The 13,494-nt window shown below is 41.6% G+C and carries 11 protein-coding genes; all 11 read left to right on the plus strand.

What is annotated here, in order from left to right:
• Positions 1–48 precede the first annotated feature (48 nt).
• The 11 genes from KOL94_RS03535 (at position 49) to ftsA (ending at position 13,485) form a co-directional block, all read left to right on the plus strand.
• Entirely contained in the window at positions 49–1,983 is a 1,935-nt protein-coding gene (locus KOL94_RS03535) for a stage V sporulation protein D (protein WP_221564092.1), read from the plus strand.
• A gap of 261 nt (positions 1,984–2,244) precedes the next feature.
• The gene (locus tag KOL94_RS03540; protein ID WP_221567575.1) at positions 2,245–3,729 is read left to right on the plus strand and encodes a UDP-N-acetylmuramoyl-L-alanyl-D-glutamate--2,6-diaminopimelate ligase; all 1,485 of its coding nucleotides are present in this window, start codon (positions 2,245–2,247) and stop codon (positions 3,727–3,729) included.
• A 49-nt stretch (positions 3,730–3,778) separates the two neighbouring features.
• Positions 3,779–4,750 (plus strand): phospho-N-acetylmuramoyl-pentapeptide-transferase, encoded by a 972-nt coding sequence (gene mraY / locus KOL94_RS03545; protein ID WP_221564093.1) that lies wholly within the window; start codon positions 3,779–3,781, stop codon positions 4,748–4,750.
• A gap of 1 nt (position 4,751) precedes the next feature.
• The gene (gene murD / locus KOL94_RS03550; RefSeq protein ID WP_221564094.1) at positions 4,752–6,104 is read left to right on the plus strand and encodes a UDP-N-acetylmuramoyl-L-alanine--D-glutamate ligase; all 1,353 of its coding nucleotides are present in this window, start codon (positions 4,752–4,754) and stop codon (positions 6,102–6,104) included.
• A gap of 113 nt (positions 6,105–6,217) precedes the next feature.
• Positions 6,218–7,318 (plus strand): stage V sporulation protein E, encoded by a 1,101-nt coding sequence (spoVE, locus tag KOL94_RS03555; protein WP_221564095.1) that lies wholly within the window; start codon positions 6,218–6,220, stop codon positions 7,316–7,318.
• Between the two features lie 812 nt (positions 7,319–8,130).
• Complete coding sequence (gene murB / locus KOL94_RS03560) at positions 8,131–9,033, plus strand: UDP-N-acetylmuramate dehydrogenase (protein ID WP_221564097.1); 903 nt, start codon at positions 8,131–8,133, stop codon at positions 9,031–9,033.
• Between the two features lie 335 nt (positions 9,034–9,368).
• On the plus strand, positions 9,369–10,160 hold the full coding sequence (locus KOL94_RS03565; protein WP_221564099.1) for a cell division protein FtsQ/DivIB: 792 nt from the start codon (positions 9,369–9,371) through the stop codon (positions 10,158–10,160).
• Positions 10,150–10,845 (plus strand): DUF881 domain-containing protein, encoded by a 696-nt coding sequence (locus tag KOL94_RS03570; RefSeq protein WP_221564100.1) that lies wholly within the window; start codon positions 10,150–10,152, stop codon positions 10,843–10,845. Before KOL94_RS03565 ends, KOL94_RS03570 begins: the two co-directional genes overlap by 11 nt.
• 9 nt (positions 10,846–10,854) lie before the next feature.
• Positions 10,855–11,556 (plus strand): DUF881 domain-containing protein, encoded by a 702-nt coding sequence (locus tag KOL94_RS03575; RefSeq protein ID WP_221564102.1) that lies wholly within the window; start codon positions 10,855–10,857, stop codon positions 11,554–11,556.
• A gap of 1 nt (position 11,557) precedes the next feature.
• Positions 11,558–11,917 (plus strand): small basic family protein, encoded by a 360-nt coding sequence (locus tag KOL94_RS03580; RefSeq protein ID WP_221564103.1) that lies wholly within the window; start codon positions 11,558–11,560, stop codon positions 11,915–11,917.
• Between the two features lie 284 nt (positions 11,918–12,201).
• Positions 12,202–13,485, plus strand: a complete 1,284-nt coding sequence (gene ftsA / locus KOL94_RS03585) for a cell division protein FtsA (RefSeq protein WP_221564104.1) — start codon at positions 12,202–12,204, stop codon at positions 13,483–13,485.
• Positions 13,486–13,494 lie beyond the last annotated feature (9 nt).

A 13,494-nucleotide genomic window follows, 5' to 3' on the forward strand; every position in this document is an offset into this window, starting at 1 on the left:
TACAGGCATATAAATGAAACGAGCTCATCTGCCGAGGAGGTTGGACAAGTGCGGGTTTCTAATGTGACTGTACGGAGGCGGCTTGTTTTTGTGTTTATTGCCGGACTTTTATTTCTAATAGTGATCATGGGTCGGTTAGGGTATGTTCAGTTTGTGAAAGGGGAATGGTTGACAGGTTTGGCTCTAGATTCATGGAGTCGGAATGTACCATTTGAACCGAAACGTGGAGAAATCCTCGACCGAAATGGAGTTGGGATTGCGAAAAATATCAGCGCTCCCACGGTTTACGTCGTACCTAAGCAAGTGAGGGATCCTGCCGGGACTGCACAAAAGCTGGCGGCAGCGTTGAATATCAGTGAAAAAGAAGTATATAAGACGATCACTAAGAAGGAATCGATCGTCAACATTTACCCTGGAGGGAGGAAAATCAGTAATAAGAAAGCGAATGAAATACGAGCTTATGATCTGCCAGGGGTATTTATAGCGGAGGACAGCAAACGTCATTATCCGTTTGGAAACTATTTATCTCACGTCTTAGGGTTCGTCGGAATTGATAACCAGGGTTTGACTGGGTTGGAGCTTCAATATGATGAATATTTGAGTGGTGATGAGGGACATGTATCCTTTTATACAGATGTCCGTGGAAATCGAATGCCCTCATTGTCGGATGAATATGAACAACCGACAGATGGTCTTGACCTGAAACTTACCATCGATTCCAAAGTACAATCGATCATCGAACGTGAACTGGATATTGCAGAAGCAACCTATAATCCGGATGGGGTCCTCGCGATCGCCATGGATCCGAAAACAGGTGAAATTCTTGGTATGTCCAGCAGGCCAGATTATAATCCATCCAATTACCGGGAAGTTCCTCAAGAGATATACAATCGTAATAAACCGGTGTGGAGCACGTATGAGCCTGGTTCAACATTCAAAATCATTACGTTAGCTGCTGCACTTGAAGAAAACAAGGTTGATCTTCAAAGAGACTCGATCCATGATCCAGGTTCGATAGAAGTTGCGGGGCGAAAATTAAGATGTTGGAAAAAAGGCGGCCATGGAAGTGAAACTTTTTTAGAAGTCGTTCAAAATTCATGTAACCCAGGGTTTGTCGTCTTAGGACAGCGATTAGGTAAAGAGAAGCTGTTTTCATATATTAAGGATTTTGGTTTCGGTGAAAAGACCGGGATCGATCTTCAAGGAGAAAGTACGGGAATCCTTTTCAATCTTGATCGAGTTGGTCCGCTTGAACTAGCAACTACAGCATTCGGACAGGGGGTCTCCGTAACACCGATCCAGCAGGTTTCAGCAGTTGCTGCCGCTGTGAATGGAGGTTACCTGTACACTCCATACGTAGCGAAAGAATGGTTGGATCCTGAAACAGGAGAAACCGTAAGTAGAACAACTCCTGATATGAAGCGACGCGTCATTTCAGAGGATACTTCTAAACAAGTGAGAGAAGCACTTGAAACTGTCGTAGCCCAAGGGACTGGTAAAGGAGCTTTCGTAGATGGCTACCGTGTTGGCGGAAAGACAGGGACTGCACAGAAAGCTGTGAACGGTCAATATTTGAAAGACAATCATATCGTATCTTTTATTGGATTTGCCCCTGCAGATGATCCTCAAATTGTGGTATATGTAGCTGTGGATAATCCTAAAGGAACGTTGCAATTCGGAGGAATTGTAGCAGCCCCGATTGTTGGGAATATCATTGAGGATAGTCTGCCGGCAATGGGTGTACCTAAACGGAAGAATCAAGTAGAAAAGGAATTGACCTGGCTTGATCAGCCTTTGATTGAAATACCAGATCTTAAAGGTAAAAGCAGACAGGATATCCATAAAGCATTCTATGAATTGAAAATCGAAACTGTCGGTTCAGGAGACGTTGTCATTGACCAAGCACCTGATCCTGGTCTTAAAATGACAGTAGGGTCGACGATTCGTCTTTATATGGGTGACAAAACATCCTTAGAAGATTAGAATGGAAGCAAGAGTACTACATCTGGAACAAGCATATGGATCAGTTTTAAGTAAAGGCTCTGCAAATATAGTGGGAAAAGCAATATTTCCATAACGGGGTCAAGGATTTAAAATGGTGTCAGACATTCTCTTGTTCAATCAACAGACCTGAGTAGAGTGCTCTTACAGAGACTGTTGATTCATCGAGAGTGTTTGGCACTTTCTTTTGAATGTATAGTAATATAGAGATGGAAGATAAGCATAAAGGATGGAATGTCAGAAATGAAGAAATTAAATGAATTACTCGATAAGCTTTTTGTGTATCAATTGAAGAACGAAGGGAATCCGGAAATCACTGGAATTGAGATGGATTCTCGTAATGTAGAAAGCGGCAACCTCTTTATTTGTATTAAAGGGGCAAATTTTGATGGACATGAATACGTCGACGATGTAGTCAAAAAAGGAGCTACTGCGATTGTAGCTGAAGAAATGGTTGAAACAACTGTACCTGTTGTACTCGTTAGAGACAGCCGCCACGCCCTCGCTGTACTTTCAGACCAATTCTATGACCACCCGACGCATCAACTACAGTTGATTGGTGTGACAGGGACGAATGGAAAGACCACAATTACACACATCCTCGATAAAATGTTTCAAGATCAGGGTAATCGGACTGGTGTAATCGGAACGATTGAGATGAGAATCAACAATCAAAAGTACCCTGTAGCCAATACGACACCAGAGTCACCATTCCTACAGAAAGCTTTTGCAAAAATGGTCGATGAAAAAGTGGACGGTGCGTTCATGGAGGTATCTTCCCATGCCCTGGAAATGGGTAGGGTACGTGGTTGTGACTTCGATATTGCCATATTTACGAATCTCTCACAGGACCATCTAGATTATCATAAAACGATGGATCAGTACCTCCAGGCAAAAGGGCTTCTTTTTTCCCAACTTGGAAATACATATGGTAACAGGAAGGAAAAACTCGCCGTCTTAAATGAAGATGATCCAGCAACAGCAAAATACAAAAAAGTTACTGCAGCTCAAATCATGACATATGGAATTGAAAACGATAGCGATGTCATGGCGAAAGATATATCAATCACAGGAAAAGGGACAACGTTTCAATTGCATACATTGAGGGGTATATATAAGGTTCAGATGAAGCTGATTGGTAAATTCAGTGTATATAATGTCCTGGCTGCTGTTACAGCTGGAATAGCTGCAGGTCTCGATGAACAAAAAATGGTGGAATCTGTCGAAAGACTAGAAGGGGTTCCGGGTCGATTTGAAGTTGTAGATGAAGGACAACCATACACTGTCATAGTCGATTATGCACATACACCAGACAGTTTGGAAAATGTGTTGACCACAATCAGAGAGTTTGCTGAAGGTAAGATATCCGTCATCGTAGGGTGTGGAGGAGACCGCGATCGGACAAAAAGACCATTGATGGCTAAAATAGCTGTGGCTCATTCGGATCTCGCTATTTTCACTTCAGACAATCCACGTACAGAGGATCCTCAGCAAATCTTGAAGGATATGGAAGATGGAGTCGAGGCTGGTTCTTATACTTCCATCATTGATCGGAAAGCCGCTATTGAATATGCCATCGATAATGCAGGAGAAAATGATGTGATCTTGATTGCCGGAAAAGGCCATGAAACCTATCAGATCATCGGCAACATTACAATCGATTTCGATGACAGAGAAATTGCACATGAAGCGATTCAAAAGCACAACATCCAGGATCCATCAAAATAAATTCAGTGATCTTTATCGAAATTCATTATTACTGGGAGGGGTTTAAAGAATGGAAACAGCATTAATTGTTACCCTTCTGGCTTCATTTTTTGTAGCTGTCGTCCTTTCGCCGATTTTCATACCATTTCTAAAGCGTTTAAAATTCGGCCAAAGCATACGTGAAGAAGGGCCCAAATCACATCAAAAGAAATCCGGGACACCTACTATGGGCGGTATTGTCATCATCGTTTCATTAATTTTATCGACATTAGTTATTTCCTGGTATTTCGGGTTACTAACATTAGAAACGATGATTTTGTTATTTGTCACGTTAGGGTATGGAATCATAGGATTCATCGACGACTTCATCAAAGTGGTCATGAAGCGGAATCTAGGCCTTACTTCTAAACAGAAGCTGCTGGGACAACTCGTAATAGCAATCATTTTCTATTTTGGTATGAAAGCAGCTGGAATATCGACAGCCTTGACTGTACCTGGTACTGAGTGGTCGATTGAATTAGGTTGGTTTTATTTCGTCCTTATCATCGTAATGCTTGTTGGTGCATCAAACGCGGTAAATCTGACAGATGGTCTTGATGGCCTTTTGGCCGGAACTGCTGCAATTGCTTTCGGAGCATTTGCTGTGGTTGCTACAAGTAAATTTGAACTTAGTATTGCTTTGTTTTGTCTAGCGGTCGTAGGGTCTCTTCTTGGCTTTCTGGTTTTCAATGCACACCCTGCGAAAGTATTCATGGGTGATACTGGTTCTCTTGCCTTAGGAGGCGCGATTGCTGCAGTGGCGATTCTAACGAAAATGGAACTGCTGCTTGTCCTCATTGGCGGGGTATTCGTCATGGAGACTTTATCAGTCATGATTCAAGTCGTATCATTCAAAACCACTGGAAAGCGTATATTCAAAATGAGTCCATTACATCATCATTATGAACTGATTGGTTGGAGTGAATGGCGGATTGTTGTAACATTCTGGACTGTAGGATTGTTGTTGGCTGCGATTGGTGTTTATATTGAGGTGTTGATCTAAAGTGGAGCGCAAACATGAACTCAACAATAAGAATGTGCTAGTAGTTGGACTTGCGAAAAGTGGTTTTGCTGCAGCTAAAGTGTTAGTCAAGTATGGTGCGAATGTAATTGTTAACGATATGAAAGAGCTTGAAAAGAATCAGGAAGCAAAAGAACTGATCAACCAGGGGGTTGAAGTCCACTGCGGTAGCCATCCGCTAACTCTGTTGGACAAGCCGATCGATTTCATAGTGAAAAACCCAGGTATCCCGTATACTAACCCATTGATTGATGCAGCACTGGAAAAGGAGATTCCGGTATTTACTGAAGTAGAACTCGTTTCCTATTTGACCGATGCAGAAATCATTGGAATTACGGGTTCAAATGGAAAAACGACGACTACCACGTTAGTAGGTCTGATGATGGAGAACAGTCCGAAAAAACCAGTAGTCGCAGGAAATATCGGTACAGTCCTATGTGAGGTAGCTGATCAGACGGGTATGGATGATATCCTTGTTGCGGAGCTTTCAAGTTTTCAATTGATGGGTGTTCAAACCTTCAAACCTTACATCGGTGTGCTTTTGAATATCTTTGATGCCCATTTGGATTATCATGGGACTCGTGAAGCATACGGAAAAGCGAAAGCACGATTATTCATGAATCAAACTAAAGAAGACTATTGTATCTACAATGCGGACGATCAAGAAGTCATGGCGTTGATTAAAAAGGTGGAGAGCAAAAAGGTACCATTCAGTACAAAGCAGACGTTACCGAACGGTGCTTGTCTGAAAGAGGGTTTTGTGACATTCAATGATGAAAGGATCATTGCGATAGATGAAATCGTCCTCCCAGGTGAACATAGCCTTGAAAACATCTTGGCTGCAACTGCTGCCGCCAAAATAGCAGGTGCAGATAACAATCAGATCATCAACGTTTTGAAAACTTTCGGCGGGGTGGAGCATCGTCTGCAATTTGTCGAGGCTGTAGAAGGTGTTAAATTCTATAATGATTCGAAGGCAACCAATATTCTCGCTACGCAAAAAGCGATTTCAGCCTTTAACCAACCATTGATTCTACTTGCTGGTGGATTGGATCGTGGAAACGATTTTGATGAATTGATCCCTTATTTATACAATACAAAAGCATTGATTACTTTCGGAGAAACTGCACCGAAATTGATAAAAACCGCAAAAGAAGCAGGAATAAAGGTGATTGAACATGTTGATAATGTTGAAAAAGCCGTTCCTGTTGCTTATGAGTGCTCCGTTTCGGGTGATGTCGTATTATTATCTCCAGCATGTGCTAGCTGGGATCAGTATCCTTCTTTCGAACAAAGAGGGGACATGTTTATCGAAGCGGTGCATAAACTTAGGTAATAGAAGTTGTTCGAAAGCGATAGCTCACTCCTGATGAGGATGAATGGATCTATCTTCCTTCTGGACACAATCTTAACAGGACGTTTTAAACCTATGGATTAGGGGTGTCTTGATTGCCTAAGGCTAAAAAAACACCAGATTTCGTTTTGGTTATTGTGACGATGACATTGCTTGCGATTGGAATCATAACTGTATATAGTGCCAGTGCCCAATGGGCAGAGATTCGATTCGAAGATTCCTTTTTCTTCGCTAAGCGCCAATTGTTGTTTGCAGGGTTAGGTATCATTGCGATGTTCCTGATCATGCAAGTGGATTATTGGAGCTGGTCGAATTGGTCGAAACTCCTCCTCATTGCATGCTTTGTCCTTCTTGTCGCTGTTTTGATCCCTGGTATAGGGATGGTACGTGGTGGTGCAAGGAGCTGGATCGGTGTAGGTGCCTTCTCCATCCAGCCTTCTGAATTTACCAAGCTTGCGATGATTGCTTTTCTGGCAAGGTACCTATCTCTGAATCAAAAGCGTATCACTTCTTTTAAAAAAGGGCTGGTTCCTTCGCTCGGGGTTGTGTTATTTGCCTTCGGAATGATCATGCTTCAGCCAGACTTGGGGACGGGCGCTGTATTAGTAGGAACATGTATCGTGATGATCTATGTTGCTGGAGCGAGGGTAAGCCACTTCGTCGGACTGGGCTTCATCGGTCTGATTGGATTTGTTGTCCTGATCATTTCAGCCCCATACCGGATTAAAAGAATTACATCGTTTCTCGATCCATGGAGTGACCCCCTCGGCAGCGGGTTTCAAATCATCCAGTCCCTATATGCAATAGGACCAGGTGGATTGCTGGGGTTGGGACTGGGACAAAGTCGACAGAAGTTCGGGTATCTGCCAGAGCCTCAAACCGATTTCATCTTTGCGATACTTGCAGAGGAGCTAGGGTTCATCGGTGGTTCATTAGTCCTGTTGTTATTTGGTCTCCTCCTTTGGAGAGGCGTGCGTATCGCACTGGGTGCACCCGATTTATTCGGCAGCCTTCTTGCAATCGGTATTATCGGCATGATCGCGATCCAGGTCATGATCAACATAGGAGTTGTGACTGGTTTGATGCCTGTTACGGGGATCACTCTTCCATTTTTAAGCTATGGCGGATCTTCTTTAACCCTGATGCTCATGGCACTCGGTGTTTTATTGAACATAAGCCGATATGCACGGTATTGACGCTAGACAATAAACCCGCTTTCTATTAGACTTTAAAATGAGGAATCATTCATTTTATGGGCAAGAACGAATCAGCTTGGCAGATGCCAAGTTTCTTTTTTTGTAAGTTGGTTCTGTTAGTTTTTATTGTTGATATCTGTGAAATTCTCTCCCTTTCCGCGGGATGGAGAAAAGCGGAAGCGACCCGATTAGTCACGTAGGTCACTGGAAAACTGACGAGGAGGCTGTCACCGCCGCAGGAAGTTTGAAGTGATCCAAGTGACTGGTCGCTGAGCTAGACACCACTTCCTTGCATTTACCTACTTCCGCGAGCCTCCTCACTTGCACAGGATCTCAACACAAAAATGAAATCATTTTCGTGTCTGTGATGAGAATTCTTAGAAGCGTTCCTTATGCTGACTTCGACGTTCACCACAGGACGTGCTTGTACAGGATGTACTGACTTCGACGTTCACCATAGGACGTAGTGGTATTTAGTCGAAGGTCATTATCATAGTCGAAGATCCTTTTAAAAACAGCGGGGTCTCGCTTGGCTCGCTGTGCCCGCAGGAGTGTCGTGAATTTCGCTTAAAAATCAACAAAGTTAGTTAACAGAGCGTGTAAGTTGAAAAACGGTTATTTTCATTGATTTAGCTATTCCATTAGTAGATATCAGGAAAATAAAGATCAATGTACTCTACGTTGCAGGTTACTTTAGAGTTGTTTCTAACCATATCCAAAAAAAGCGGATGCCAAGTCATCTGCACATGTTTAGCTATGTACATGTTAGGTGCATATCATAATATAGAGATATTTAAGGTGGTGTAAGTGAAGTGGATTATATTGTTGAACAATTAGAACAAGCTGATGTAGGCAAAGTATTAAGAGATGAACCACTTTCCAAGCATACAACGATAAAAATCGGTGGCCCTGCTGATGTCTTTGTGGAGCCTGATTCTGTTGAAGCATTGAAGAAAGTCATCGATATCGTCAAAACAAACGATGTCCCGTGGACAACGATTGGACGCGGATCGAATTTATTGGTCTCTGATGAGGGGATTGAGGGAGTTGTCATCAAGCTAGGGAAGGGTACCGATCATCTAGAAGAAAATGGTGAAGAAATTCTCGTAGGTGGTGGCTATTCCTTAGTGAAACTTTCAACGATCATGAGTCGCAAAGGCATGGCTGGATTAGAATTCGCAAGTGGAATTCCCGGGTCTCTTGGTGGAGCAGTCTATATGAATGCAGGAGCTCACGGTTCAGATATGTCGAAAATATTGAAGAAAGCCCATATTCTGTTTGAGAATGGATCAATAGAATGGTTGTCTGCTGATGAGATGGCGTTTTCATACCGTACCTCGATTCTTCAGAAAAAACCAGGGATTTGTATAGAAGCTGTCTTACAATTGAAACAAGGTGATCGAGAGAGCATTACGGATGTCATGCAAAATAATAAAGATTATCGAAAAGAAACTCAGCCATGGAATCATCCTTGTTGCGGGAGTGTCTTCCGTAATCCGTTACCGAATTATGCTGGTCAATTGATTGAAAGCTCAGGATTAAAAGGAAAGACGATCGGCGGTGCCCAGATTTCTGAAATGCACGCCAACTTCATCGTCAATACTGGAGATGCGAAAGCAAAGGATGTCCTAGAGTTAATTGATTTGGTGAAAAGTACGATAAAAGAGAAACATGAAATTGACATGGAGACGGAGGTTGAAATGATCGGACGATGACGGATGGAAATAATTAAAGGTCTTTGTGAAAGTGTTTTCTAAACGTTATATGCAAATATGGTGAAAAACGAGAATGAAACGCGGAAAGCGAGTATATTTCCAATTAAAACAACAATTTATACGAAAAAAAGCCCAATGAAAAAATCTTCTCAGAAGTAGAAAAGATGGATTAATGTACCATTTTAGTGTGCTATAATACAACTAAATAGATGTGTTCTGAAAGAGTGGACATATGAACGGGGTTGACTCGAAATGTTGGTCAGAGTAGCAGTTCAGACACACATTGGTTAGCCCCTTCACTCTTTCTAAGTCCTCATCAAATGGGGGAAGCCTTGATGAAGAATGAAAAGGTAACAACGATAGAAGACCGTATACCGAAACTGAAACAACAACGAAAGCAAAAAGCGAATCGAAGAATGATCTTCTATATTTCTTTTTTCTTTTTGCTCATCGTGATCATCGTCTACTTCCAATCACCATTAAGTGATGTTAGAACGATAAATATTAAGGGAAATCAATTGATTCCGGAAAAAATAATATTGGATCAGCTTGATTTTTCAACAGATACGAGCTATTGGTCTGTAAATCCAAAGGCTGCTGAATCTGATGTCCAAAAGATCGCACAAGTCGAGTCAGTGTATGTAGAAAAAGTCTTTCCAAATAAAGTGGTTATTACTGTAACTGAATTCGAAAAGGTGGCATTTCTAACCTCAGACGGAAAATACTTGCCATTGCTGCAAAATGGAGAGTCACTACCAAAAGTTTCTGAAGCTACGGTCCCGTCAAATGCACCTATATTAGTAAACTGGGAAAAAGAAAGTCTGATTAAAGAGATGGCTGCAGAACTGACAAAACTATCAGAAAGTGTACGATTAAGAATATCGGAAATCCATCACACTCCTTCTGATAAGGACGCCAAGCATATAACACTGTACATGAATGACGGTTTTGAAGTTCAGTCCAGAATTACTAATTTTGCAGCCTATATGCAATACTATCCTTCTATCGTAGACAAGCTTGATGGAAATACAAATGGTGTAATTCATATGTCAGAGTCACCTAGATTCGAAGCATTTGAAATCAAGGAGGAAGAAGAAGGAGAGGAACAAACAGAGAATGAAGGTTAGAGGAAAGTATGCAATCTACTCATTAGTCTTGCTTGTCACTGGATTCATGATTGCCTTTTCCTATCAATATACGAAGGAAGAAAGAATACAACCTACTAATGATCAATGGAAGCGGGAAGATCAATTGCGTTCTAGCATCCTTTCCATTCAAAGAGAAAACCGTAAATTACAAAGCGAGCTTGAAGAGGCTCAGAAAAAAGTAAGTGAAATGGAAGGTAATATTGCAGAACAAGAAAAAAGGTCGTTCAACTTTGTAGAAGAGATCAAGAAACTTAGGAAAGTAGTCGGACAAGTCCCTGTTGAAGGTCAAGGAATATCTGTTTCCCTTGAAGACAGTTCTTACATACCTGATGCGGAAAATCCGAATGACTATATTGTGCACGAAGAACATATCCGGATGGTCATTCATGAGTTGTATGTAACGGGAGCTGAGGCCGTTGCCATCAATGGGCAACGAATCTCTCATACGAGTAATATCGCTTGTGTAGGGCCTGTCGTGAGTGTGGATGGAGTGAAACACCCCGCACCATTCGTAATTACGGCAATTGGTGATTCGGATGTCTTTTCGAATTCATTGAATTTGACAGGAAATATCACCGATCAGTTAGTGAACGATGGGGTCCAGGTCCGTATCCAAAAAGAATCTTCGATTGAAATACCTCCTTTTATTGCTCGGGAAGGATGACAAACGACCATGAAGAGACGTTTTAAATTCTTTATCATGACCATGATTGTCGGTTTTATGCTTGCAGTACAATTTCATACGAATCAAGAACCAGTCGTTCGTGATACGAGAGATATATGGGAACTGAGAAATGATCTGGAAAGGCAAAAACAGATACAGCAAGAGCTTTATGCCGAAATTTATAAATATGAACAACTGATTGACGAGTATTCTGACTCTGATAAAGAGGGTCAGCTGGAAACCTTGGAACAGACACTGGCTGATCTGAAAAAAGATGCGGGTTTAACAGAAGTTAGCGGTCAGGGAATCGAATTAACTATCGAACCATTATTAAATGATAAGGATTTGGTAGGTAAGTCTGCTTTTTCCATTCATCCCGAGCTATTAAGGCGTTTAATCAATGAACTCAACAGTTATGGGGCAGAGGAAATAGCAATTGATGGTGAGCGGATCATCAATACCACCCCGATTCGAGAAGTCAATGGCAAGACCTACATAAATGACAAGCCAATTTCTTCTATACCCATCAAGGTTAAAGTCCTTACCAGAAATCCAGGAAAACTGCACACGGAAATGCTGACTTCTCAATCAGGAGAAGATTTTGCCCGTGAAAACCTTCTATTAACATCTGAGTTGGTTGATGAAGTTTCTTTACCACCCTATAATCAACAACTGCGGGTGAAATTTATGAAAGAGAAGGAGGATACGTAATATGTGGCTTCCTGTATTAGGGTTATTGATCGGCCTCCTTCTTGGGTTCATGTCCGATTTGCGGGTGCCTCCAGAGTATACAAGTTATCTGTCCATAGCGGTTTTAGCAGCATTAGACACCTTATTTGGTGGAATACGTGCCCAATTGCAAAAAACCTTTGACGACAGAGTATTTGTCTCAGGTTTTTTCTTTAATATTCTTCTTGCAGCAGGTTTAGCTTTTCTAGGTGTCCATCTTGGTGTAGACTTGTATTTAGCTGCGATTTTTGCTTTTGGAGTGAGACTATTTAACAACATTGCGGTGATCCGTAGATTACTTCTCACCAAAAGCTCTAAAATTGAGCAAACAGAGAGAAACTAACGTAAAAATCTTTTAAAAAATAAAGGGAATGCTTGCTTGATGTTGAATACATTCCTTAATTACGGATTTTATCAGGTATTTTCTTTTTTTATCCGGCTTTTCTAATCCAAAATTGTCGGATTCAATGAAAACAAGTAATTGCGTGTTCATAAGAACCTGTGAAACTTGAAGATCTCTTTACCTTAATTGGAGCGAAATAGATCTTATGAAAGAATGAGATGAATAGCCTGAAATGAAAACAAACAATCAAGCAAGAGTCGATATTTTGAAGGAGGTGCCAAAGAATGAACAGCAGCGAAGTTATGATTAGCTTAGACATCGGTACATCCAATATTAAAGTAATCATTGGAGAAATGTCTGATGAGTCCTTTAATGTCATTGGAGTAGGGAATGCAAAATCAGAAGGAATCAAAAAAGGTTCTATAGTTGATATTGATGAAACTGTTCGTTCGATAAAAAAAGCTGTTGAACAAGCCGAAAGAATGGTAGGAGTACAGATCAATTCTGTTATTGTCGGTATTACTGGCAATCATGTACAACTGCAACCATGCCATGGTGTCGTAGCAGTATCAAGTGATGACCGGGAAATACGTGATGAAGATATTACCAGAGTCATAGATGCAGCTCAAGTAATGTCCATACCTCCAGAAAGGGAAATCATCGATGTGATTCCAAGAGAGTTTGTTGTTGATGGGCTTGGTGAAATCAATGACCCGAGAGGTATGATCGGCGTCAGATTGGAAATGGAAGGAATTCTGATAACAGGGTCGAAAACGATATTACATAATGTTCTCCGTTGTGTTGAACGTGCCGGTCTGGATATTGCAGATATCTGCCTTCAACCATTAGCAGCTGGAACAGTAGCCTTGAATAAAGATGAGCGTAATCTTGGAGTCGCTCTTGTAGATATGGGAGCGGGTTCCACGACTCTGACAGTTTTTGAACAAGGTTCGATCCAGTTCACGAAAGTACTGCCGATCGGCGGAGACTTTGTTACTAAAGATATCTCGATTGGTCTTCGGACCACGACAGAAGATGCTGAACGTGTTAAGGTTAAACATGGACATGCTTTTATTGACCATGCATCTGACGAAGAATCATTCGAAGTCGCGAGGATTGGTTCATCTAATGAACAGCAATTTTCACAATATGAACTTGCACACATCATCGAACCACGGATGGAAGAAATCTTCGGTTTAGTCATGGAAGAGCTTCATCGGAATGGATACAGTGAACTCCCTGGAGGATTTGTACTGACTGGTGGCGTGGTAGCAATGCCGGGTGTATTGGAATTGGCAAGGGAAGTTTTAGATCAGAATGTACGTATTTCCATGCCTGATTATATTGGTGTACGAGAAGCACAATATACAACAGGAGTCGGATTGATCCAATTTACATTCAAAAACGTTAAAATCCAAGGGAAAGAAGTGGCTGCTTCTATTTCTGAGGAGCATCATATTGAAGAGCAGCCACCGAAGAAGCGTAGGAATTCCGAACAACGGGTAGAGAAAGATAAGCCTGGTGTCAAAAACAAGATGAAGGAATGGTTCGGAACCTTCTTTGAATAACCCCTCGTG

The organism is Alkalihalobacillus sp. TS-13 (assembly GCF_019720915.1).
Lineage (GTDB): Bacteria > Bacillota > Bacilli > Bacillales > Fictibacillaceae > Pseudalkalibacillus.